This window comes from Paenibacillus rhizoryzae (genome assembly GCF_059686995.1).
Window position 1 is genome coordinate 362,599 of sequence record NZ_JCAALT010000002.1, and the last position, 25,327, is coordinate 387,925.

Sequence of the window (25,327 nt, forward strand, 5' to 3'; positions counted from 1 at the left end):
GATAACGTTGCATGTGCGTTACCTGTTACCTATTACACCCTCCTAAGTTACTCCATTCGCCGCTCTTCAACCAACTTTGCACTGGTTGGCTTCCAAGCAGATCTCTGGGCGAGCTTCTTATACGAAATCCGCTAATTCTGCTCCTGAGCTAATCGTCTACCAGTAACCTACGGTTTCACACCATGTATTGCTCCCAGAGCTACTCTTTCGCCGAATCCGATAGTTCTGCGCCTATGTGTGGCTCCTAGTGCTACTCTGCTGCCACTAACTTACGGTTTCCCACCTTTGTGTTGCTCCTAGAGCAACTCTTCCGCTGAAATCGGCAGTTTAGCGCATATGTGTATCCCTGAGAGCTACTCCTGGCGGAATCAAGATAGTGATTAAACGTTTAGCTTCAGTGTTAAGCAGGATTCGCGGTGGCCAACGAGTTGGCCGGCGTCGTTGCGGATCTCGGGTGAGATTTGGCTGCGGATCCGCGTGATGAGTGTCTCGCCGAGCTTCAGCTGCTCGAGGATGGCACAAACCGCTTCAGGCCACGGCGACTCTCCACCGTCGGCCAACTTAATGACGACGGCCAGCCGCTCCTTGCGCAGGCCGAAAACGAAGACGCCTTGCGCGCCGCTCTTGGCGACTACGTTACCGTCACCCAGCATCACGCTGGCCAACCGGTCCGGACCCTCCACTAGGGTCGGATGACTGATCATCGCAGCGGTGATACGCTTCGCAGCGGCTGCTATGGCAGCCACTGAAGCCGCTCCCGCGCCTCCGCTTTCAACGCCAATCCCTGGCGTCCCAGCCACTTCGGCTGCAGCTTCCAACTCACTCGCCAGCACGTCAGCGTTTTCTGCCGCAAGAGGCGCGGCCGCTTCGCTGCCCCAAGCGGCAAAACGCGCATAAACCAGCGCGAGCCGCCACATTGGCATCGCAAACACCGGCAGGCCGCAGCCGTCGATAGCGCTGCCGATCTCCTCCGGAGCGAGCTCCGCCATTGTCGCGACTGTGCGCAGCAGCTCCTGCTGGAGCGGATGCTCCGGCTGCGTATACGTCTCAAGCGGCCAACCGCGCAGCTTGCAGAGGGCAAGCATGCCGATATGCTTGCCCGCGCAAACATGGTACAGCTTCCGCGGTTTCCCGCCTTGACGAAGCAGCTCATCCCGCGCTTCCGCATTGGCTGGAAACATCGGACCAAATACCAGCTGCTCTTCTCGAACGCCGGTTTGCTTCAGCATTTGTTCCAGCACGGCAATATGTGCCGGCGTACCTTGATGGGATGCGCACATTAGCGCAATTGCCTCATCCGTCAATCCGTATGTGTCAACGACGCCGCCAAGCACGGATGGCAAGGCTTGAATGGGTTTGGCAGTAGAGCGCATATAGGTCCATATCGACGCGTCTCCAACCTGCGCAATGAGTTCACCATCCCCTGTCACGACTGCTGCGTGACCGCTGTGAACATTTTCGACCCATTCGCCTCGTGTCGTCTGAACGAGCGGAACTCCCAGCACGCTCGCTGCTGTTGTTGCTGACTGTATCATCGTGCTCACCCCTGGCATTTTTCCAATCCTACTCCCCATTTATGTTTTCCCACACCTAACTATATCCTGTTGTTCCACTCTAGATGCTTTCGGTCCTTGCCGCACCGCAGCCCCTTGCTCCTCTTCAGCCTTCCGGCCTTTTGCTCTTCAGTCCGCCGTACCCTTCCCCTACATTCCCTCAATCCCTACCAGCCTATTCGAAAGCCCAATCTTCGGTTTCACGTTTCAAATATTTCTGCCTGTGGGTATATAGAAGTCAAGTATACACTTATAGGAATATAAGGTTAAAGCGAGCGCACGCCGTGCACTGCTTAATCCAGTATACCAAAGGAGCCATCGATCATGGAAAATCCAATCTGCGGGCAAGCCGGAAGCAAGTCTAAACCAGTCGCCAACGCTCAGAACGGTACAATGGTTCAAGACTACCAAGACATGAAACGACTCGGTCATGACATGAAAAATATGAAGACGAACAGTCAGCTGCAGGAAGAGGGACTCATTCCCGATCCGATTCAAGAATAGCATGTTTGCTTATCCAAAATAAGGGGAGGGATCGTGAACGATCCCTCTTTTTTCTCGTCCAAAAATGGGCATAGTAGCTACTGGAGGTATGATACTGATGAAAGTACTACATAAAGGCCATCTCTATTGGCCGGAGACGCTGCAAAACCAAGCCGCCTATCCTACTCTGAACGGGGATACGGAAGCAGAAGTTGCAATTATTGGAGGCGGGATGTCGGGTTCGATATGCGCGTACACGCTCGCGAAGAAAGGCATGAAGACCGTTTTGCTCGAGCGAGGCGATGTTGCAGGCGGCAGTACGACGGCTAACACGGGACTGCTGCAATTTTGCAACGACATTATGCTGTGCGATTTGATTGACCAAATTGGCGAGCGGGATGCGGTTCTCTTCTATAAAGGCTGTGCCGAAGCAATCGTTCAGCTGGGGGAAATCGCGGCTGAGCTGGAAGTAGATGTTGGTTTCGGTCCAAAAAGCAGTTTATACGTAGCAAGCACCGAGCAGGATCTACCCAAGCTGAAGCGCGAATACGAGACGCTGAAGCGTCATCGCTTCGACGTGGGCTACTGGGAGCCGGATCAAATTGCTTCGGCATTCCCGTTTCGAAAGCCCGGCGCAATCGTAACCCGCGGGGACGCGCAGCTGAATCCGTTTCGATTCGTGCATACCGTAATCGAATCAGCGGTGAACCGCTACCAGCTTGCCGTTCATGAGCATACCGATGTGATCAGCCATGAAACGGAAGCGGACGGCACTCATGTGCTTCGCACATCGTCGCAAGCTGCTATTCGGGCCAAGCATGTCATCTATGCGATCGGCTATGAACCGGAGGAGCTGCATGGAAAGCTCATCAAGTCGAATCTGGATCGGACCTACGTCATCGTAACCGAGCCGCAAGCGCATCTTCAGCCGCAGTTCAGGGACTATTTTATCTGGGAAACCGCCCGCCCTTATTTCTATATGCGCATCACCGACGATGGCCGGGTTATTGCAGGTGGCTACGATGAGGAATCTCCTGTTCCGCTGGAAGAGAAAAAGGCGAGAAGCAAACATGCTGAGTTGCTGCTCACTCGCGTACAAGCCTTCTACCCCTCCTTCGATGCACCGATCGCACATGAATGGAATGCTACCTTTGGCCTCTCGTGCGACAACTTGCCTTTCATCGGGGAAGATCCGAATTGGAGCCGTGTTTATTATTGTCTTGGCTATGGCGGGAACGGTACGGTCTACAGCATGATGGGAGCCAATCTCCTATATGCACAGATTACGCAGTCCGAGCACCCGCTTGCCTCCATCGTGGCACTGAACCGGCCATCCCTGCATAACCAAAACGTATAAACAGCGCTATAACAGCGGCGAGAGCATGCGCGCGACAACCTCTCCGGCCTTCTGCCGAAGCGGGCGTTTCATAAATTCCTCGCGACTTACCTCGCCGCTATCCTCCATATCCTTCATGAAATCCACCTCAAGCCGATCGATTGCCTTCTCATCGAACAACAGCGCATTGATCTCGAAATTGCTGAAAAAGCTTCTCATGTCCATATTTGCCGTCCCAACCGACGCCATCAAATGATCGACAATGAGCACTTTGGCGTGCATAAACCCTTTGCGATACCGATAAATCCTTACACCTGCAGCAAGCAGTTCCTCCGCATACGATAAAGTCGCGTTCAGCACCAGCTTCGTATCCGGTACATAAGGAATGATAATCCGCACATCGACGCCGCTCAGCGCGGCCGTACGAAGTCCCATTAACAGGCTTGGATCCGGAATGAAATAAGGGGTTTCGATATAAATGCGCGATTTGGCAACCGATACCGCCGCAAACACGCATTCCAGAATGGCTTCGTCTCTGCTGTTCGGGCCGCTAGCTACGATCTGTACCTGCTCACTGCCCGTGCAAGGATGCTCAGGCATATAGATCGGATCTGCCAGCCGTTCCTTCGAGGTATACCACCAATCCTCCATAAACACTTCCTGCAGAAAATAAACCGCATCGCCTTTAAGCTGCAAATGCGTATCCCGCCAGAAACCGAGCTTCGGATTGCCGCCAAGGTACTCATCACCGATGTTAATGCCGCCGAGATAGCCGACCAGCCCGTCTACGACAACGATTTTGCGATGGTTTCGAAAGTTCATCCGTTTATCGAAGAACGCAATTCGAGGTGGCAAGAAGCATCGCATTTCAACACCAGCCTGTTCAAGTTCCTTGATGTAATTTCTGCTTAAACTCATGCTGCCAATCCCGTCATAAATGACCCTCACCTCAATGCCCGCCTTCGCTTGGCGGATGAGCGCCTCTTTGAGCCGTTGACCGATATGATCATCTCGGATGGTATAAAATTCGATGTGGATATGATGCCCGGCTTCCTCTATTGCTTGAAAAATAGCACCATACGCGGCCTCTGCATCCGTCAGCACAGTAGATTCATTGCGGCTCGTAATCGGCGACAAGGTCAGCCGCTGCAGCATGTGATAGAGTCTCTCCTGTTCGGCAAATTCTTCGCCATGCATCTCACTCGGACGATGCACCTGCTCGCACTGTGACAACGCCTTGCGCCTCATATCCTCGGTGGAGCTGCTGATTATACGAAATTCTTGCTGGCGCTTGAATGCTTGCGCGAGAAAGTAATACATCACAAATCCGATTACCGGCAGCACAAACAAGATAAGCAGCCAAGCGACGGTTTTGGCAGGACGGCGGTATTCGAGCGCAAGAATTGTAGCGATTTGAAAGATAAATATGAGCAGTGCGGCGATTATCCACCCCAAGTCCAACCCTCCTTTTGCATGCGATAAAAGCCTTTTCTTCTTAGACTAGCTTTCACCCCCCACCTAGCGGGTATACATCGGTTATTGGCATGTTTTAAAGCTTCTAAGAATAAATAGCTATATGACCTACCGTAAGAGAGGGAGGATGATCGCAGCGATGTTCAAAGAGTCCAAACGGTCCGGTTCGGCCGAAACTCTGATCGGATTAGGCACACATGTAGAAGGGAAGTTAGTTAGTGAAAGCGGCATTCGGATCGAAGGCGAATACCGGGGCGATATTGATTGCAAAGGCGATGTCATTATCGGGGAATGCGGCGTGGCGAGGTCCGGCATTATCGCGCGCGATCTAACGATCGCAGGCAAGGTGTTCGGCGATATCGTAGCCAAAGGAAAGCTGACGATCACCGCTTCAGGTCAACTATTCGGCAATGTGCTTGCCCATACGATGCTGATTCAAGACGGAGGCATCTATAATGGCAACTGCCGTATGGAGCGTGCTGTCGAGCAGCGGACACGGCATCAGCAGGACGGTGCCGAACCTGCTATCCAGCAGCAACAACCGCAGCAGGTGAAGGAAACACAAGCGAAGGATAAAGCCCGGCAGGCCGGTTAGCGCAGGCTGTTACTTCCACCGCGCTGTAATGCCGATTTCCCCGCCGTAAAGCAACAATAAAAGAGCCGCTGCACAGTCCCGTTATGGCGACCGTGCAGCGGCTCTCTTCAATTATGTGGCAACATCGCGTTTGTTGAAGATTAGCCATGTGATGCTCACGAAAACAATATAGTAGCCGGCTAATACCGCTAGCGAGAAACCCATGGTCAATTCATGTATATTGTGCGTGATGACCGAGCTTTGCAGGTATTGCTTCAAATCCAGGTGAAGGAACAGGAGATATTCAACCCAGGCATACTTGAGATTGAAGAGCAAACCGCTTGCTATCAGGCCGAAGAAGTAGATGAACATCGACAAGCCGATCGCCAGACCGCCGCTGCGGAAGATCGTCGAGAGCATGAACGCAAACGTGACGATCATGATAAGCCCAATGTAATCGAGCAGGTACACTTGAATCATGTAGGACAGCGGATGGGAGCTGTTTAGCACGCCAAGTGCCTCATTCGCCGTTGCACTGCTGTTATAGCCGAACAAGATCAAGTTGAGCACATAGGATGACACCAGCATCACGACTGAAAGCGTCAGAGCGAACAACAGCAGCGCTATGTATTTGGAAAGCAAAATCTTCGAGCGGCTCCAAGGACGGATCAGCAGCAGCTTGATCGTGCCTGCCGAGAACTCGCCGGCTACGCACTCCGCCGAGACTACGACGGTGAAGATGGTAATGAGGTAATAGGTAAACTGTTCGATGCCGTTGATAATCGTCCACATCGTATCATGTTCGGAGAACAATTTCGACAACGTGCTGACAACGATTACGATCAGCAGAATAATGCCGAGCATGATCCAGGTGCCAATCCGGCGGTAGATCTTCATATTCTCATTGCGTACGAGCTGCAGGAAATCAAACAACCTGCTCACCTCCTGTCATCTCTAGGAACTGATCTTCCAGCGACTTGTTCAGGACACGAATGCCGTACACTTTAATACCCGCTTGGACAAGATCAGCATTGAGCCGCGCTATCGTTTCTCGATCAGCCCGCACGAGCGCCGCATCCGCCTCGCGAGAAGCACCATGCTCTGCCAGCAGCTGCACGGCGGCATCCGGCTGATCCACCTCGAAGAGCACTTGATTCGTCTCATCCGCAAGCGAAGTACCGGGACGAATACCGCGAACATCGATGAGCTTGCCTGCTTGGATGATCGCAACGCGATCGCACATCAGCTCCATCTCACTGAGCAAATGGCTCGAGACGAAGACCGTGATGCCCTCTTCCTTGGCCAGCTTCCTCAAGTAATCGCGCAGCTCGCGGATACCGGCTGGATCAAGCCCGTTCGTAGGCTCGTCCAATATAAGCAGCGATGGTTTATGCATAATAGCCTGTGCAACGCCAAGCCGTTGGCGCATGCCGAGCGAATAGGTTTTCACCTTGTCGTTGATGCGGCTCTTCAGCCCGACAAGCTCGACGACCTCGTCTATGCGCTGCTTCGTAATTCCCGGCACCATCCGCGAGTAATGCAGCAGATTTTGAAAGCCGGTCAAATATTTGTACATTTCAGGGTTCTCTACGATAGCTCCGACATGACGAATGGCATTTTCGTAATCCGTCCGGATGCTGTGTCCTTCAATAAGGACGTCACCTTTGGTCAGCTTCATCAAACCTACCATCATCCGAATCGTAGTCGTTTTCCCGGCCCCGTTAGGCCCAAGAAATCCGAATACCTCCGACCGCGGTAAATCCAATGTAAGATCCTCGATGATGGTGCGTCTTCCGATGACTTTCGTTACCTGCTGAAGACGAACGATCGGCTGCTGCTCGTCTTGCTCGGTCCGATAATCCACATCTATCCCCTCCTGCTTTAGGGAAGCTGAATGACGCTCATTCAAGCTTCACATCTCCATCAGTATACCGAAGTAAGGAAGGGATTGGAAGTTATGCGTGAAACTCGGCTGCTTATGAATAGATCGCCAGCAGTCGATCCGTATTATAGGAAGCCGTGAATTTCAACTCGTCAACCACCGTCATATTTCGCGCATCCGCACCCTGTGCATCTCGCTGCTGCGCGTTTTCTTGCGATTGGATAAAACAAGCCTTACACAAGCCCAGCGGATGCACTACACGGTAAAAACCGGTTAAAAACACCAACTCCGCCTCCAAGCTCATCAGTGTCCCTCCGCAGCATACACAGTGAAACTGTTCCTTATTCGTCATGTTATTCGCCCCTTATTGATCGGTTTCCGAAAACTATATGTAGCAATCTCGATATTTATGTTACATTTTGTATCGAAGATAGAATACGACAATTCTCGCTACATGTCAATATGGAAAAAAGCGAATAAAGAATGAATTTTGTCGTGTATGCGCTTTCATAGGAAACTAAAAGAAAAGAGCAATGAGGAACCTAATAAGCATTGCGGCTGACAGCTCCCCCATCACCCTTTGTTTAACCTCTGACATCCAAGCGCGCATAACTTGTCTCTCTCCGATAAGTCATACGCTTGTACAACTCATGAATCCGCTGCTGCTTTGGACTCATAGCCTGCAGCTTGGCAAGCAGCGCACAAATCAATCCTTTGCGAATCCCTTCATCCGAAAGCAAAGCGCAGCCGTAAATGTAGTGATTGTCTTCAAACCGCCTCCACACCGTATGTGCGAGCAGACTGAACTGCCACTCCCCAAGTGAAACTGTAAATTGGAGCATATAGCTGCGACTGACGGGCAATCGGAGATGGCTCAGAAATTCCAAACCCTCAGGGCTCATATCCTGCAGGAGAACCGGAGATGGCTTGCTGGTATCCCCTTCCTGTCCTTCTATATAACATATGGTCATTTCAGCCCGTACGCCGCCTAACAGCTTTATTCTGATATGCTGCCGCGGTTTCATCTCTGTCTCCATTTACGCTACGCCTCGTTTCGATATATGTTACAAAACGTATCTAAGTCATTAAAAAAAAGGGTCACAGCAGTAATTCCACCATCGCTGGCTCTCCGCATCCATTTGCTCCACGTTCGAGAGCATATAACGTCGACTCTCCGTGTCCGTAATGATCCAGCGGTCGGCATTGATTGCATGTAAGTTATCGTGCAGGTTATCCATTACAATGGTAAGCCTGCCGTAGTCAGTGTCCACATGCCAGTTCCACTCCGCATTATGCTTGCGAATCGATGTAATCCGCCGGATAGCTGGCACCATGCTCAGTCTACGCAGCTCTTCTCTAGCTGTATTTTGGCTGCGTTCATCCAATAGCTCGATTTCATGCAGAAGGATAATCTCTTCGTTTAGCTCGCTGCGAACGGAGATGAAGCGGTCTGGAAAAGAATGAGGAAGAACGCGTACCAACTTCACGCGCTCATACCGCTGCCCTTCTTTGTTCTCGGCCATTAACGTGCCATCCTCTGTGCGATAGAGTAGAATCGGACCTACTTTCTTCGGCTTCATGTATACGACATTACTCATGAATTAGCCCTCCTCCTCCATCGAAACGCTTGTTCATGTATCAAAAATGAGATCAGGAAATAGAGCAGGCGCACGCCTGCCCTTCTCCATCTGCCAGTTCGATTAAGTCATTCTCTCTTCTACCATATGATACAATATGTATCGTGTCAAGCGTTATTAACATAAGCTTGCTCTTGATGTTATTCCTATCCGCTTCCAAGTAAATAAGCCACCATAATGGCGGCTTATTGCGACAACAATGCATTAGTCTGTAGTTGTGATCGTCGCTACTTTATTTGCATTATCCCAGGTCACAGTAGCGCCGGCTGATTCACTGACAAATCTAAGATTCACATAAAACATACCTTCCGGTGTAATGAATGGGGCTGGAGTCAACTTAAATCCCTTGTTGTTCACACTTGCATTAAAACTGCCGGCAGCCATCTTAATGGTTAAATTCTCCTTTGATGCGATTACCGATTTTGACGCGTTATCCCATTTTACCATCATACCCAGCGCCTCGAAAATTTGACGGAAAGGGACCATCGTATTTCCATTAATAATAATTGGTTTTGCATCAAAACTAAGCGCTCTGTCGTTTACGATTATCGTGCTGAACCTACTGCCGACAGACCCGTCATACGCTCCGCTTTGCAGACTATAACCAAGTGACGTATCCGATTTCAAGCTTGCGAAATAGCCGAGGTTTTGATCTGCAGGATTTCTGCCGATACCAACTTTACCAATCGGTGTCCTGCCGCCGCTGTAATAATTGGTGTTAGCGAATCGGACGCTTGGCTTCCAGCCGGCCGGATCCAGAATGGACAACGCCAACGTATAGGTTCCGTTCGGCACGGACTTCGGAATCGTAAACATCCCGTTGACCGTATTCACAACAGGCGCTTGATTGTATGACCGCGTTGAACTGTTCCAATCGGTACCGGGCAGCCAATTTCGAATATCACCTTGGAACAGTCCCTTCCAGGCAACCGTTCCATCACTCTTCAGCAGACTCGCCTCAACCGGCCAGTTATAATAGAACGGAGAAGAACCTTTATTGGTCACTTGGAACAACACGTTCATCGTCCCGCCAGGCGTTACATTACCTGTAAACGTTGCCTCATTCAGCACGAAACGATAACCAAGCACCTTCTGCATAGCCGCTGCCCCTGCTGAAACATTGGGATTGTTCGCATTATAATCCGAAATCCATCCCAAGCTCGAGGTGTGTGTACTCATGATCCAATCAATAACATAATTCGTATTGTTGATGTTGCTAAGTGTTCCGTCCGGCCTGCCGCCCAGTTTGGACTGATCGCCCCAATTGTAGGCTACCTCACCGCTATTGATCTGCGTTCGCCAAGTATCACGCTTAATTTCCCCATTTCCGCCGGAAGCATCATCCGGCAGCGCGAAGGAATCCCATTGAATGCCGAAGTCGTAATCCTTAAACGTCCCCGGATAGCGCACGAGCACTTTCTTATTATGGAAAGCTGCTGTATACGCGTCGCCGAGCGCAATTTGGAAACTAAGCGGAATTTGATTTGTGCGGTCGGCGAACTTTCTGGGATGAATATGTTGCTCGCCCCAGTTGCCATATAAACCAAGCTCTACAAAAGCTACTCGCGGGTCGTTATCCCACGCCTGTCCGATCTTTGCAATAAACGCCACAAGTCTTGATTTCAAGTCTTCTGACAGCCATTGATTGACCGGATCGCCATGTTCGACTCCATTAGGCCAATACTCCCCGGCGCCCGGATAAACAATGACGACTCGTGGAACTACTTTAACATTTTTCTTCTCAATGCCTTCCCAAGCCTTGTTGCTCCAATCTATAATCTTCTGAACAGAGTCTGTCGCATCATACTCCAGATCCGTGTACTTGATATAATGTTTATAAATATCTGCATACTCCCGCTTCGGGAAAGATCTATCATTTATGTTGCGCGATGGTCTGAAGCCCATGATCGGATTATTGAAAGCTTCCGATGTTTCGGTCAATTTGACCGTAATAGGTCCGACTGCCCCATCTACTTGCTCGTAAAAACTCGTTCCTCTTCCGCTCCAGATCCAGATCAACGTGAGCAACGCTGCCGTACAGAGGAGCAGTCTTAAACTTCGTTTCTTCACCTTGTCCCTCCTAAAATAACAGACTCAGATTATTCAAATAGTACGAGTAGTACGAGGACAAGCAATTTATGGTAAGCAACTTAATTCTAATCGAGTATTACCGCTTGGCTATGTACCCATACATGCCGCCAAAAGAATCCGCATCCCCTCCAGTGTGTCGTGCAGTCTCTATGTTGTTACTGCTCCGCTTTAATAACTCGAACAACTCTATGTTCTTCATTTCTAAGAAAAACGGCATATACTTTGTCACCACTATGTAATGGTGTTTCTTGCTGTATATTCATTTCGTTGAATAAACATTGAGATTCTAAGCCATTTGTTGCCTCATAACAATGCTCATAGGGGCAATCAATAATTGTATATACAGAAACTTCAGTCGGAGTGTTGTTCATAATACCGATCAGCAAAGCTAAGATCTTAATAGAAGCTGGTATCATTTGTAGACATGCTCCTCTCTTTTATACCTTCGATATAAATACGTACTCGCTATATAAATGAACAAGCCAGCGCAACCTCCCGTTAAATCCACAAGGACATCCTGCGAATTCGAAGTTCGACCCGGAGATATACGCTGATTTATTTCATCAAGCGAAGCGATCATAAAGACAATAAGAAGAGGTAACGGCCATCTTCTGGAGACATTATCCTTCATTTTCGTTGCAATAGCTCCGGAGATTGCAAGAACGGCATACATGAACAAGTGAGCACCTTTGCGGATCAAGAATTCAACGAATTGATAAGGATTCCCATGAGAGGAATAACGAGTGTGGTGATAGCTGAAGGTTAAGTCCGGCAGCACCTCTCTGATTTGATCCTCCGTCACCATTCGATGCAAGGCGGGTTGTATACTCTGCTGCTGATAGGATTGCGACGATAGGATAATAATAAACGCAATCCAGCCTATGACGATCAATATAATCATATATTTACTGATTTTATTGCTCATTTATCGGTACCTTCTGGAGATGCTCTTTGATTAAATTGTGAATACGCAGTCGTTCATTGTTATCTACGATGTAATACCAAATTTTATTGATCGTTTCGCCTTTGCCTGCTATCTCAACCGTGTCAATGTTATGAATCTTCGGCTGATAATCTGTAACGAATTGTTTCATTTCATCAAAGGTAATATTCGTCTTCACGCTGTTTCCGAGTTCACCCAGAAGTGAATGCAAGCGAGTCACATTCGAGATGCTCATCGCACTGTTCATGACTTGCTTCAGAATATCACGTTGCCTTGAATTACGGCCGAAATCGCCTCGCGGATCATCATAGCGCATACGGGAGTACTTTAATGCATCAGTACCATTTAAAGTTAAGTGGCCTTGTTTAAAGCTATGGCCCTCATAATCAAATGCAAATGGATTATCTACTTCAACACCGCCCATTAAATCGATTAACCGAGCGAAACCTTCCATATTCACTTTGGCGTAATAATCAATGGGATAATCGAGGAAATTCTCCGCCGTATGGATAGACATCTCCACGCCGCCAAACGCGTAGGCGTGATTGATTTTGTCTACAGTTCCGTGACCGATGATATCTGTTCGCGTATCACGAGGAATGTTGAACATCAGAATGGACTGTTTGGCTGGATTAACAGCAAGTACGATCATCGTATCGGAACGCCCCCGATCATTCTGGCGCTCATCCACGCCTAAGACAAGCACTGAAAAGGGGGCTAGATTTTTCATTTGAACCGGCTCGGGAGCCTTTTTGACTTCTACATCTTTACTAATATAGACCGTTTTCGTTGGGCTAACATCCTCATACATCTTCGCCGCTACTTGTTCGACGGAATGGTATAAATACCAAACAACCCCACCTGCAATTATAAGGATTACAGCGGTTCCAACACTTGCCCAAATCAGAAATCGCTTCAGCTTCATAGTTAAGACTCCTTATAGAATCACGTAGTGTAGTGTAAAAAAGGCCTGCCTAACAGTTAGTAAGCAAGGCCCTTTTTCCCGACATTAGACTTTAATGCAGGTTTCCGTAATTTCCTTCCATGTGGTGTATAATTCGACGATTCGATTTACTTCCTGACTTTGTCCGCTTTGAACCACAATCATCTCAATGTCCTTAACTGCCTTCAATGTATGGAGTGTTTTCATTGGAATATGAAGGATATTACCGGCCTTTACTTGCATATAATTGCCGTTCTGAAGGAACTCCCCTTCACCATTCACGATTGTCCATACTTCTTCTCGGTAAGTATGCATGCGGTAGCTAAGGTTTTCTCCTGCTCGGATGCCAACACGCTTTGTTGCTACACAGCGACCATCCTCGTAGATCTGGTCATCAAGAATTCTTACCCAGCCCCATTTTCTTTCCTCATATTTCGGCTTCTGATTATATTTGATATAATCCTTAATTCTTGTGCTGGCGCTCTTGCTAGAAACGAGAATTCCGTCAGGGCTAGCCGCCACAACGATATTCGATAATCCTACAATGGAAACCGGTATATCGATTTCATTAATTAAATGCGTATTCTTGCAATCTTCGCTTATGATTCCTTTACCGATTTGATTGTTTTTCATTTCTTCGGTCAACGTATTCCAAGTACCGAGGTCCTTCCAGCAGCCATCATAGGGAACCACCACAATACTTTGGGCTTTCTCTACTACTTGATAGTCAAAGCTTATCTTAGGAAGTAAATGATACTGCTTTCTGAGCTCATCATATTGAATCGGCATATTCTGCTGTTCCAGAAGTGAAATCAAGTAGCCGAGCTTAAATGCGAACACTCCACAATTCCACAGCGCCTGCTGTGCCAGCAGTTCAATTGCCTGTGCTTCTGAAGGCTTTTCACGGAAATTATGGACCTTCTTATATCCACTGTCATACGGTTGATCTGCCTCGGCAGGAATAATGTAGCCATACTTTGAAGATGGGTAAGTCGGTTTTACACCAATCAAAGCCAGGTCGGCTTCAGATTCTTTTAATACCTCTTCCAGCTCCTTTATGGTTTCAAAGAAATAATTCTCTACCAAAGGATCCACCGGCACGATCGTAATCGTCTCATTCAAACTAACCTCTTTAAGCGAATAGAGATAAACGGCAGCCAGTGCGATCGCAGGAAATGTATCTCGACGTTCCGGCTCAATGATTAACGGTACTTCTGTGCCGATTTGACTTTGCATCATTTCAACCTGGCTTTGACTGGTTGCAATGTAACTATCCTCACTCAAATTGCTTGTTTCCAGCTGTCCCCATAACTGCTGAACCATGGAAATCAATTGCTGCTCATCATTTTCGAGCACCTTTAGAAACTGCTTTGATCTTGCATCATTGGATAGCGGCCAAAGCCTCGTTCCAGAACCACCGGATAATAATATGAGTTTCATCTGCACTCCTCCATTATCTCTACTGAACAAATTTTCCATGAAAAAGAAAATTGGGAGCAGCTTTGATAGCCACTCCCAATTCTATGGATTAATTCAACCTATAATACTCACAGTACCAATCCGTGAAGTGTTGTAGACCTCTTTCAATTGAAGTTTTCGGTTTAAACTCAACGACCTTCTCTAATAATGCCGTTGATGCGTAAGTGGCAGGCACATCACCCGGTTTTATCGGTTCGAATACTTTCTCGAACAAAACTTCCCTGCCTAATGAGATGCTCAGGCATTTCTCTAACGTTCCAATGAACGTCATTAATTTCTCCGGACTATTATTGCCGATATTATAAACCTGATGAAGCACATCCGCCTCCACTAACGGTGGATTACTCAGCATGCGCTCGATCCCTTCCACAATATCATCAATATATGTAAAATCACGATATAAGTCTTTCTCGAAATCACCGTTATTGAAGATCTTAATTGGCTTACCTGCAAAATATTGCTCCGTAAATCCAAAATAAGCCATATCCGGCCGGCCTAATGGGCCGTATACCGTAAAGAAACGTAATCCCGTGGCAGGAATGTGATATAGGTGACTGTAAGTATGAGCCATTAATTCATTGGACTTTTTGGTTGCAGCATAGAGGGAAACAGGTTGATCGACTCGATCGGATTCCTCAAATGGAACCTTTTGATTGGCACCGTAGACAGAGCTTGAAGATGCATACAGAAGATGTTCTACCGGATAATGTCTGCACGCCTCAAGAATATTGAAGAAGCCGATGATATTGGATTGCATGTATACATCCGGATTCTCTATGGAGTACCTTACACCGGCTTGAGCAGCTAAATTCACCACAATATTCGGCTTATATTCCTCAAACGTATTCATCATCAGAGCCTTATTTGAGATATCTCCTTTAATGAAAGTAAATCTCTTATAAGGCTTCAATAGATCTAAACGCGTATATTTAAGGTTAATGTCATAGTAATCATTGATATTATCTATTCCGATTACGCGACAGCCCTGTTCCAAAAGTTTTCTGGATAAATAATACCCAATGAAACCAGCTGCCCCGGTAATCAGGTATGTCTTACTCTTATCAAGAGTATTGTAATTCAATGTTCCTCGACCCCTTCAACCCATCTTTACTTGCAGGTTTTCTTCCAATTGAATGATACTCTATTCCTGCCTCCTGCATCTGCGCAACACTATAAATATTTCTACCATCATAAACTAAAGGCGTTCTCATCAAGTTCTTATACGTTGCCGGTGAGACTTCCTTTACCTCTACCCATTCCGTGAAAATAAAACAGACATTGGCGCCATCTAAAGCATGATCAATAGTGTTGACGTACGTGATACTGCCCCTTCCACTCTTACCTGCTGGATGTAATTTCGCAAAATTCTCTGATCCTACAGGATCATACGCATAAATATCTGCACCTTGCTCCAGCAATAAAGGAACATTCTCAAGCGATGCAGCTTCTCTCAAGTCATCTGTTCCAGGCTTAAAGGTCAAACCTAGAACGGCAACCTTCAAACCATTGAAGGTAATGAGCCTTTTACTCGCCTTTCGATATAGAAGCGTCTTCTGTTCTTTGTTCACATCAATAGCAGCCTCAACCGTCTTCAGCTCATACCCATGCTGCCTGGCGATATACGCCAATGCTTTAGTATCCTTAGGAAAGCAAGAGCCGCCGTAACCAATTCCGGCATTTAAAAACTTGCTTCCGATCCGCTCATCATAGCTCATTCCTCTTGCAACATCCTGAATGTCCGCACCTACGAGCTCGCAAAGATTGGCAATATCATTCATATAGGATATCTTAAGAGCCAGGAAATCATTGGAGGCATACTTAATCATTTCCGCTGATCTTCTGTTGACGGATACGATAGGCAAATGAAAGGGCTGGTAGATCTGCATAAGCAGCTCTTCAGCCCATTTACTTTCTGTTCCTATTACAATCCTCTCTGCGTGCAAGGTGTCATGTACTGCAGAGCCTTGAGCCAGAAATTCCGGATTTGAAGCTACTTCAACATTCACATCGTGAACCAAGAAGTCCCGAATGAATTGCTCAACCTTATCATTAGTGCCAACGGGAACGGTTGATTTTACGACTACCAAGCAGTCCTTTTCAACGGATTCCGCAATCTGCCTGGCAACTGTTGCTATGTAGGTAAGATTAGCAGATCCGTCCGGCTGCTCCGGCGTTCCTACACCAATGAAGATTGCATCTGCATCCCTGTAGGCAGCTTGGTAATCCGTTGTATAAGCGATTCTCCCCGCTTCATAATTTCGCCGCATGAGCTCTTCTAATTCCACTTCAAAGATCGGGGAAACCCCGGACTCCATCACCTTTACTTTCTTCTCATCAATATCAACACAGGTTACTTGATGCCCTACCTCTGCAAAGCATACTCCTGCAACTAATCCGACATATCCAGTTCCTGCTACTGCGATCTTAAACATTTAGAGCCCCCTTTACCACTTTTATTCAAAGATTATAATGGCATTTATTTTATCTTCAACCCCGCTAACAATAACTCTCGATGGGCTTCACACGCTATAAAATTTTGCATCGCTAACAAGTTATTTTTGGAGTACCTTTTTCGCAATAACCGGCCATTCAGCAGCTTTCGATCTATTCTTGACATCCATTTCCCCAAACCGGCGAAAGCATTTAGATAGGCCTCAGAGTTTGTATCGGCAAATTCCTGATAGCGCTGCTCAACAAATCCTTCTTGGCATATCTCTTCTGATCGTTTATAGAAGCCATTCAGAATTGTGTCCGACTCGGTACCTTGAGCTGCCCGGATTACATGTTTCAATTTTACAATTGGAACATACTCCACTTCCAATCGCTCCCTAATATGTATCTTTATCAAAAGACTGGATTGCCAATAATCACTATCCATATAATCAAAAATGAAATTTCCATGTCCATAAATGATCTTCGAATCCAGATAGTTTTCAAAAGCACCAACACAATGACTATGTTGGCAAATGACAACATCTGCGCCTTTCTGCACCATTTTCCTGCACACTTTCTGAACATTGGGAGACGGATAGCGATAGTGCTCCTTCCCGCCGTGGTACAGAACAATGACGTAGTCACACTTTTGTTTAAGTTCTTGGATATGATCAAGACTCTCTAGAGGATCAAATGGATTCGCCCCTGCTGATGTGGCAGTGGCTATCGTAAATTCATTCTCCGCACAAGCATATATCCCAACTGATACCCCATCTTTATGAAGGATATAAGGCTTGGAAGCTTCGGCCAAATTGTTAGCAGCCCCCAAATAGGGAATGTTGTATTGGTCCAGTAAACTTGCTGTGCTGAGAAATCCTTGCGTTCCTTGGTCTAAGATGTGGTTATTAGCTAAAGTAACCAGTGTAGGGCGTAATTGCTTTATACCGTTTATTGTACTGGTCTTGGCTATAAGATTTGGGCCAGACTTAGCTATCGGTGTTTCTTGATCCGTAAGCGGTGCCTCTAGATTAAAAACCCTCATATCCGAGGACATCCAAATCTCAAACAACTCCTCCCCAAGCAATGCATGAATATATCCGTTATTGAATAATTCTTCATTTGATTCAGTTGGAACCAGATCACTCGCAATCAGTATTTCCATGTAAGTTCACCCTCTTACTATGATATGTATCGATTAATCAGGTTGAGGCTAATACAGTACTGCTTCTCCGTATCTTAGTCGTTAACTTTCACTACAACTAATCAGTCCTTTTCAAGAGATTCAGCAATCTGCCTGGCAACTGTTGCAATTTATGAAAGATTTGCAGATCCATCCTGCAACTAATCCGGCATATCCGGTTCCTGCTACTGCAATCTTCATTTTGCTTGCCTCACCACAACATTAATTGATTCCATCATCATTAAGTTGAAAGTTTCTTCTACCGTATTAGTTACAAGCAACGCAAATAGACCTATCCTTACTCCGAATAGATCTGTTTTGAATACACCGGTACTTCTACATCAGATCCTTTATTTCGTATTACTTTCCAGCCACGATTGGAACATAAGAATTGGCCAAATCGCAAACTGCCAGTTTCTACGGCCGGATAGATGCTCATTCCATTTTTTACGAATAGGTTCGGCTTGAAAGAAGCCTTGTTTCTCAAGAAGCTCTTGCGATAATAAAGATTCTGCCCAGTCCTTAAGAGGGCCTCTCAGCCATTGATCGATAGGAACGCCGAATCCCATCTTTGGTCTGTCAATAAGACTTGCAGGTACATATTTATAAAGAACTTGCCGAAGCAACCACTTGCCTTTTCCATCTCTTATTTTCATCGATAAGGGCAGACGCCATGCAAATTCTACAATTCGATGATCCAGCATAGGCACTCTAGATTCTAAACTAGCCGCCATTCCTGCACGATCGACTTTTACAAGTATATCGTCAGGCAAATAATTAACGGTGTCTTTATACATCATCCATTGTGTATGATTGGCTATTTGAGGTGAACTAAAGGGCCAGGTCGGAACTTCAGAGCCAGCAATAATTAGCTCGTACGGATTCCATTGAGATATTAATCGCCGATAATGCTCCTGTGCATTTTTTAACGACAGCACATCGGCAATATTGTGAATTTTTTCGCCAGGTCTTCTTCCTTGCCCAGGAAAGAAAACTCCGGCATGATCCCATAGATGCGAAGGAATGGACTTCATAGAGGATGCTATCATGGTTCTGATTGGCCTAGGAATCACCTTAATTTTGCCCCATGCCCGCATAGCCTCAAAGTAACGGCGATACCCTCCGAACAATTCGTCACCGCCATCACCTGACAAACTAACCGTAACTTTTTGCCTAGCTAGTTGCGATACTAAAAAAGTCGGAATCTGAGAAGCATCTGCAAACGGTTCATCATACATTTGAGGCAAGTGGGGGATAACAGCTAAAGCTTCATTCGGTGTCACATATAATTCAGTATGTTCGGTTTGAAGATGACGGGCTACTGCCATGGCATGTTCAGCTTCATTATACCCGGCTTCATTAAATCCGATGGTAAATGTTTTGACGGTCTGTTTACTTTGTTGCTGCATTAAGGCGACAACGACGGAGGAATCAACCCCCCCCGATAGGAAGGCTCCTAAAGAAACGTCTGCCCGCATTTGTCGTCTTATTGAATTTCTCATCAAACGATCTAGTTCCTCTACAGCTTCTTCATCTGTGTCTGTAAAGGTATCATCCATTCCTTTGACAACCGCATCGTTGACTGACCAGTATTCTTTTAGACTGATCACCTTGGCTGGATTCGTTAAATCCAACGTGCCGATTGTGCCCGGAGGCAACTTATAGATGCCCTCGTATATGGAGTGTGGAGCAGGAATGTAGTTATACCTGAGATAAAGAGCCAAAGCGTCACGATTAATATTGCCTCGAAAATCAGGATGCTTCCGCAGCGACTTCAGCTCCGAGCCAAAGAGGAACGTGTCGCCCATCCAACCGTAATATAATGGCTTTTCGCCCATGCGATCTCGAAACAAATAGATTTTTTTCTCTCTTCTGTCGAAAACAGTTGCCGCAAACATACCGGTAGCTTTGTTTACAGCGTTAACTACACCCCATTGCTCGATAGCTGCAAGCAAAATTTCCGTATCCGATTGGCCTTGAAATTTGCAGCCCAATTCCTCCAGCTCACGTCTGATATCGGTGAAATTATAAATTTCCCCATTATAAATGATACAGAATCGCCTGGATGCTGTTAACATCGGTTGATGTCCCCCTGGCGATAAATCCAAAATGGAAAGCCGCCGATGACCCAGTGCAACCCCTGTCTCCTCATCAATCCAGCTTCCCTCATCATCAGGACCTCTATGATAGATCGGTTCCGTCATACTCTTTAAGATGCGGGCGAATTTCTCGGATGAATACTTTTCGTTCTTTAAAAAAAAACCGGCTATACCACACATATGGAAAGCTCCTTTTTTTCACTAAGTTAATTGTTGAATGACTGTTTAATACCGTTAGGATCTCCCCATTTAACATCAACCCTTTAAGCATCAGATATCAAATATTCTCAAGTGCATAATGTATTTTCCCTACCCAGTTTCTATAATCAAATTTACTCTCAGCACATTCTCTTGCATTTATTGATAATTTCGAAATTTCTTCTTGTGTAATAGACAGAGCTTTATGGATTTTCTCTAAACACAAATCGATATCACACCCATCAAAGATCAGACTATTAACATCATCTTCTAAATAATATTTAGTGTAATCTCCTACCCGTGATACAATAGGTACTACACCATAGCACATTGCTTCTGGTACTTTACTTGGAAAATTAGCTAGGGTCATTTGATTTTCTTCTCTTGCCAACACTAAGAAATGCATTGCCTGATACAAATTTATTAGTTCTTTGTACTCCATCCATTTGTGTATGACGAGTATCTCTTTCAAATTCTCGTATTCTTGCGAGGTCAATACTCCTTCAATTTTCTCTCGCTTGACTCCACATATATGTAACTCTACCCGTTCTTTTTCATCGGAAGTCAATTGACTAAAACTCTTCAAAACAACTTCAATTGCATCCTTCATTAATCCATTTCCCGGAAAAATAAATTTGATTTTATCAAAAGATTTATTTTCATTAGGATATTCATGCACGTCTGCCATAATAGGTAAGCACATTGTATTACAATTTTTTGTTGTCAAATAGTTATCAATATATGTAGAAATGGGAAAAATCAAATCATGTTGTGGTAGATACTGTTCAAAACAAATATTGTATGCCTTCCATTCACGTTTTGATTTAAATATACTATTAGGGAACCACTCTGCAACACCGCTTGCTGTCTTAAAGCCAATCTTTTCTTTATACTTTAAAATATCACGATGAACGAATAAATCTGAATCTGAAGAGTATATTAATACAATATCTTCTTTTGTAATATTATACTTCTTTAAGATGTTGATTAAGACATGACCTTGTAAATAGTGATATTCTAGTTTTCGTAGAATCCTATTTTTAGACATATTGAATGGAATTATTTTAATTCCTTTATATGATAAATGACCTTCCTGCTTTTGAAGCTTAAATTCTTCATTTATGTTTGTTATTACGTATACGTCGAATTCCGCCTCTTTCAATGCCTGACTAAAATATTGCACATAATTTGCCGCAGCTGAGCCGCGAGGATAATTTAAAAATCCTCCATGTAGAAAAATTCTTTTTTTCATTTTGATCCCCCCATAATTCTCTTAAATATATCTATTCAGCGATATAAAATTGTTGTTAAGTTGCTGACAAAGCAAGCGATCTTCGCCTACGTAACTTAGTAGTCAACATACTCGACAAATATACGTAACAATCAATTTTAAATAAATGGGACGCCCCAAGATAAATGATTGCACCGCACAAAATTTGTAACATCAGTATTGAGATTGCCGGAAATGGAAGCCACGAAATAGTATATACAATTCCTCCCATTACAATCGATAATAATAATGCTGGCGCTAAATCACGAAATTGTTCTAGCATCGAGTAATTTATCAACTTTTTATTAGGTATCATATTGATTATCATTGAAATACCTGCAAATGCAGCATTTGATATTGCAATTGCATATACACTTATATTCATACTAATCAAAAGTAGTGATACTCCAATTATTTTCTTATATATTTCCAACTTCATAAGCATGTCACTTCGTCCCAAGGCCTTAATTGATTGCCAGTTAGCCGTTTGCATAGGTTGGAACAACCAGTAAACGCAACAAATCTGCAAGAAGGGAACTGAAGAAATCCATTTTTCTGTCAATAAAACCACGATAAGATTAGGTGCAATACTCATTAGGCCAATCATAAGCGGAAAAATGATATATGCGGTAATTTTCATAGATCGCCTTGTTACATTTTTCAAGTGATTTAAATCGTTATTCACTTCCGCCATCGCTGGAAATAACACTTTGCCGATCGCTGTATCTATGCTTGTAATCAGGAGATTAGGAAACTGATTCCCTCGGGTGTAATAAGCCAAAGCTGTCGCTGTATACAGCTTACCAATCATCAAACTTCTTAACTCGCCATAGAAAATATTAATAAAATTAGCGACTACAAGTTTCCATCCAAATCCAACTAGTTGCTTAATGGAGTTAATCGAAAACAGCAACCTCGGTCTCCAATGTGCAATAAACAAAAGCACAATTGTACTAACTACCGCATTAATCAAATATTGGGCTACCAATGACCATACACCAAACCCGAGATACGCCATAACAATACCAATCAAACCGGAAGCTACCGTGCCCCATATTGTCGAAAAAAACATCTTTTTAAACATCATTCTTTTCGATACATATGCTTGCTGAATGGTATTAATAGACGATATAGGTATTATTAGTGCAATAATTCGCAATACCCACACTAATTCAGAATTGTCATAAAATAGGGATATATATGGAGCCAATAAAAACAACATCATATATAGACCTATGGAGAGAATCAAGCTGAAATAGAACAGAGAAGAAAAGTCTGTTTCATCTGCATCTTTTTTTTGAATTAATGTTTCACCTATTCCATTTGAAACAAAAACATTTGCCAAATTAATAAACACTAGAACCAAAGCGATTATTCCATATTCACTTGGCATAAGCAGCCGTGCTAAAACTATCGACAAAACAAATGAAACACCTTGTGCTATAATTCGCTCACTAAATGCCCAAAATACCCCTGATAAAACTTTATTCTTAAGACTCTTATCTCCCATACGATGCTCACTACATCCTATAATTTATATTTTTTGAATATATGATATGGCTTCATCGTTTTTTCTATAAATTTATTATTTTAAGTAATATTGCTAGTAGGTAAAATAAACTTATCGCCGATAATTTTGTTGTACTCTATCGGATAGAAAGTTCCAATGCCGTTATTAGGATAAAAAGTCATTTCTCCAAAATAAACTTTGCCGGCAAAATTATAAAAATCGATTCTTACAAAAGGAAATCCTTCGGCTAGTGTTGCAGCATAGCGTATCATTTCATCTAAATTTTCTGGTTTAGGCACTTCTTCCGAAGAATTATTGACAATAAACCGCAACTCCATTTTGGTCCAATCCACGTTGTAATAGTTCCTCCTATGTTCACCAAAGCGATCCAAGTCCAATTGAATAATTTCCGGCTTTCCATGAAAACATAAAATCTTGTAATCATCTGGCGAACGACCATTATCATCAAGATACTCCTCAATGATGATTAATGGCTTTATATCTTTGTATGCCCACTCTCTACCGTAGCAGTAATGATTCGATTTCAAAAAGCTTTTAATTTTTACAAATGCTTGACTAAAATCCATGTTACTCTTATCTCTGCATATTATGTTTTGACCGCTGCCGTGATTTACCTTGATAACAAAGGAGTTTGGCAGCACCGATAGATCGATATCCTCTACCTTTTTATATACGCCATATAATTTATTTAAAACAGCGTTACCTATCTTCTCTTCAACATAGCTCCGAACCTCATATTTATCCGCACACTTTGTCATGATAGGATAATGACAATTAAGCTTTAGCCATTGAATTTTCTCATTAAACGTCTGAGGATTACTCAGGTCGATTTTCTTACCCATTTGTTTTTTATATTGCATCTTGATATAGGGTTCGTCAGGCACTAAATTAGAGATTTTTTTCCTCGCTTCCCTTGCTGTTATAACCGCTGTATATAAGATTGGGCTGCGTTTAACTATGTCTTTGAGCTTCATCATTGACCTCCCAAGTGATAGAGAATCCAGCAAATAAAAAAACCGTCATAGTATGAAGACGAGTTGTTTTCAAAACCAAATATTCATAGATTTACAAGGGCAATTTGTATTTTTTCAACCCAATTTCGATAATCGAATTTATTTTCAGCACATTCCCTTGCATTTGTTGATAATTCCATTATTTCATCTTGTGTCATTGACAGTGCTTTACTAATTTTTTCGAAACACAAATCGATATCACAACCGTCAAAGATTAGGCTATTCACATTATCCTCCAGATAATATTTCGTATAATCTCCAACACGCGACACAATCGGTACTACACCATAGCACATGACTTCCGGCACTTTACTTGGAAAGTTAGCTAGCGTCATTTGATTCTCTTCTCTAGCCAGCACCAGGAAATGCATAGCCTGATACAACGTAATCAGCTCTTTATACTTCATCCATTTGTGGATGACGAGTATATCTGTAAGGTTCTCATATTCTTCCGGAGTCAAAAATCCAGCAATTTGCTCCTCCTTGACTCCACACAAATGTAATTCTGTTCGTTTCTTTTCTTGCGAGGTCAACCGGCTAAAACTCTTTAGGATGACTTCAATCGCATCCTTCATGAGTCCATTACCCGGAAAAATAAATTTAATTTTATCAAACGACTTCGTTCCTACCGGATGCTCATGCACATCTGCCATAATCGGCAAGCGCATCGTATTACACTTTTTCTGAATCAAATGGTTCTCTATGTAGCTTGAGATGGGAAACAGCAGGTCATGCCGGGGAAGAAACTGATCAAAATAAGTACTGTATGCTTTCCCTTCACGCCTTGACTTAAATGAGTCAGCAGGGAACCACTCTGTAGCAACACATGCTGTCTTAAAGCCAACTTTCTGCTTATACTTTAAAACTTCTCGATGTACATACAAATCCGGAGAATATAGCAATACAATATCTTCACTTGTCAAATTATGCTTCTTTAAGATATTGACTAAGATACGCCCTTTCCCATATTCAAATTCTAAACGGCGTAAAATTCTTTTCTTAGATATATGGAACGGAATAATTTTAATTGCTTTATAGGACATATAACCTTCTTGCTCTTGAAGCTTAAATTCCTCATTGATATTTGTAATCACGTATACATCATACTCAGCCTCCTTCAATGCATTGCTTAAATACTGCGTATAATTGGCTGCTGCTGATCCACGAGGGTAGTTTAAAAATCCAAAAAGAAAGATTCGTTTATTCATT

23 protein-coding genes are annotated in these 25,327 nt (G+C 44.5%); 3 read left to right on the forward strand and 20 right to left on the reverse strand.

Annotated elements, in window-relative coordinates:
• Positions 1-380: 380 nt before the first annotated feature.
• Complete coding sequence (locus tag AC6ESO_RS06965; RefSeq protein ID WP_497090732.1) at positions 381-1,535, reverse strand: asparaginase; 1,155 nt, start codon at positions 1,533-1,535, stop codon at positions 381-383.
• A 342-nt stretch (positions 1,536-1,877) separates the two neighbouring features.
• Here AC6ESO_RS06965 and AC6ESO_RS06970 point away from each other — a divergent pair, with 342 nt between their 5' ends.
• Both AC6ESO_RS06970 and AC6ESO_RS06975 read left to right on the forward strand, forming a co-directional pair.
• Positions 1,878-2,057 (forward strand): hypothetical protein, encoded by a 180-nt coding sequence (locus AC6ESO_RS06970; protein WP_497090733.1) that lies wholly within the window; start codon positions 1,878-1,880, stop codon positions 2,055-2,057.
• 97 nt (positions 2,058-2,154) lie between these two features.
• A complete protein-coding gene (locus AC6ESO_RS06975) occupies positions 2,155-3,393 on the forward strand; it encodes an NAD(P)/FAD-dependent oxidoreductase (RefSeq protein ID WP_497090734.1) in 1,239 nt (412 codons plus the stop codon).
• Positions 3,394-3,399: 6 nt separating this feature from the next.
• On the opposite strand, the gene cls is transcribed toward AC6ESO_RS06975, so the two are convergent.
• Positions 3,400-4,827 (reverse strand): cardiolipin synthase, encoded by a 1,428-nt coding sequence (gene cls, locus AC6ESO_RS06980; protein WP_497090735.1) that lies wholly within the window; start codon positions 4,825-4,827, stop codon positions 3,400-3,402.
• Between the two features lie 145 nt (positions 4,828-4,972).
• On the opposite strand from cls, the gene AC6ESO_RS06985 reads away from it, so the two are divergent.
• Positions 4,973-5,440 (forward strand): bactofilin family protein, encoded by a 468-nt coding sequence (locus AC6ESO_RS06985; RefSeq protein WP_497090736.1) that lies wholly within the window; start codon positions 4,973-4,975, stop codon positions 5,438-5,440.
• Positions 5,441-5,551: 111 nt separating this feature from the next.
• On the opposite strand, the gene AC6ESO_RS06990 is transcribed toward AC6ESO_RS06985, so the two are convergent.
• The 18 genes from AC6ESO_RS06990 to AC6ESO_RS07075 all read right to left on the reverse strand — a co-directional run bounded on the left by AC6ESO_RS06990 (position 5,552) and on the right by AC6ESO_RS07075 (position 25,326).
• Entirely contained in the window at positions 5,552-6,352 is an 801-nt protein-coding gene (locus AC6ESO_RS06990) for an ABC transporter permease (protein ID WP_497090737.1), read from the reverse strand.
• The gene (locus AC6ESO_RS06995; protein WP_497090738.1) at positions 6,345-7,283 is read right to left on the reverse strand and encodes an ABC transporter ATP-binding protein; all 939 of its coding nucleotides are present in this window, start codon (positions 7,281-7,283) and stop codon (positions 6,345-6,347) included. Before AC6ESO_RS06995 ends, AC6ESO_RS06990 begins: the two co-directional genes overlap by 8 nt.
• Positions 7,284-7,395: 112 nt before the next feature.
• Positions 7,396-7,653 carry a hypothetical protein gene (locus AC6ESO_RS07000; protein ID WP_497090739.1) on the reverse strand — a complete coding sequence of 86 codons (258 nt, stop codon included), beginning with the start codon at positions 7,651-7,653 and terminating at the stop codon, positions 7,396-7,398.
• 232 nt (positions 7,654-7,885) lie between these two features.
• Complete coding sequence (locus AC6ESO_RS07005) at positions 7,886-8,338, reverse strand: hypothetical protein (protein WP_497090740.1); 453 nt, start codon at positions 8,336-8,338, stop codon at positions 7,886-7,888.
• Between the two features lie 48 nt (positions 8,339-8,386).
• The gene (locus AC6ESO_RS07010; RefSeq protein WP_497090741.1) at positions 8,387-8,899 is read right to left on the reverse strand and encodes a DUF1854 domain-containing protein; all 513 of its coding nucleotides are present in this window, start codon (positions 8,897-8,899) and stop codon (positions 8,387-8,389) included.
• A gap of 243 nt (positions 8,900-9,142) precedes the next feature.
• Entirely contained in the window at positions 9,143-11,008 is a 1,866-nt protein-coding gene (locus AC6ESO_RS07015) for a stalk domain-containing protein (protein WP_497090742.1), read from the reverse strand.
• A 176-nt stretch (positions 11,009-11,184) separates the two neighbouring features.
• Positions 11,185-11,445: a hypothetical protein gene (locus AC6ESO_RS07020; protein ID WP_497090743.1), complete on the reverse strand. Its 261-nt coding sequence runs from the start codon at positions 11,443-11,445 to the stop codon at positions 11,185-11,187.
• On the reverse strand, positions 11,442-11,954 hold the full coding sequence (locus AC6ESO_RS07025) for a VanZ family protein (RefSeq protein WP_497090744.1): 513 nt from the start codon (positions 11,952-11,954) through the stop codon (positions 11,442-11,444). The genes AC6ESO_RS07020 and AC6ESO_RS07025 overlap by 4 nt, the downstream gene beginning before the upstream one ends.
• Complete coding sequence (locus AC6ESO_RS07030) at positions 11,944-12,897, reverse strand: LCP family glycopolymer transferase (protein WP_497090745.1); 954 nt, start codon at positions 12,895-12,897, stop codon at positions 11,944-11,946. Before AC6ESO_RS07030 ends, AC6ESO_RS07025 begins: the two co-directional genes overlap by 11 nt.
• Positions 12,898-12,981: 84 nt before the next feature.
• Positions 12,982-14,355 (reverse strand): sugar phosphate nucleotidyltransferase, encoded by a 1,374-nt coding sequence (locus AC6ESO_RS07035; RefSeq protein WP_497090746.1) that lies wholly within the window; start codon positions 14,353-14,355, stop codon positions 12,982-12,984.
• An 88-nt stretch (positions 14,356-14,443) separates the two neighbouring features.
• Positions 14,444-15,475, reverse strand: a complete 1,032-nt coding sequence (locus AC6ESO_RS07040) for a GDP-mannose 4,6-dehydratase (RefSeq protein WP_497090747.1) — start codon at positions 15,473-15,475, stop codon at positions 14,444-14,446.
• Positions 15,456-16,826, reverse strand: coding sequence for a UDP-glucose dehydrogenase family protein (locus AC6ESO_RS07045; RefSeq protein ID WP_497090748.1), 1,371 nt, complete (start codon positions 16,824-16,826; stop codon positions 15,456-15,458). Before AC6ESO_RS07045 ends, AC6ESO_RS07040 begins: the two co-directional genes overlap by 20 nt.
• A 44-nt stretch (positions 16,827-16,870) precedes the next feature.
• Positions 16,871-17,989: a CapA family protein gene (locus tag AC6ESO_RS07050; protein ID WP_497090749.1), complete on the reverse strand. Its 1,119-nt coding sequence runs from the start codon at positions 17,987-17,989 to the stop codon at positions 16,871-16,873.
• 368 nt (positions 17,990-18,357) lie between these two features.
• Positions 18,358-20,286: an asparagine synthase (glutamine-hydrolyzing) gene (gene asnB / locus AC6ESO_RS07055; RefSeq protein ID WP_497090750.1), complete on the reverse strand. Its 1,929-nt coding sequence runs from the start codon at positions 20,284-20,286 to the stop codon at positions 18,358-18,360.
• 97 nt (positions 20,287-20,383) lie between these two features.
• Positions 20,384-21,556, reverse strand: a complete 1,173-nt coding sequence (locus AC6ESO_RS07060) for a glycosyltransferase (protein WP_497090751.1) — start codon at positions 21,554-21,556, stop codon at positions 20,384-20,386.
• 55 nt (positions 21,557-21,611) lie between these two features.
• The gene (locus AC6ESO_RS07065) at positions 21,612-23,084 is read right to left on the reverse strand and encodes a lipopolysaccharide biosynthesis protein (protein ID WP_497090752.1); all 1,473 of its coding nucleotides are present in this window, start codon (positions 23,082-23,084) and stop codon (positions 21,612-21,614) included.
• Positions 23,085-23,164: 80 nt separating this feature from the next.
• A complete protein-coding gene (locus tag AC6ESO_RS07070) occupies positions 23,165-24,082 on the reverse strand; it encodes an ATP-grasp fold amidoligase family protein (protein WP_497090753.1) in 918 nt (305 codons plus the stop codon).
• Between the two features lie 80 nt (positions 24,083-24,162).
• Positions 24,163-25,326 carry a glycosyltransferase gene (locus AC6ESO_RS07075; protein ID WP_497090754.1) on the reverse strand — a complete coding sequence of 388 codons (1,164 nt, stop codon included), beginning with the start codon at positions 25,324-25,326 and terminating at the stop codon, positions 24,163-24,165.
• Between the last annotated feature and the right edge of the window lies 1 nt (position 25,327).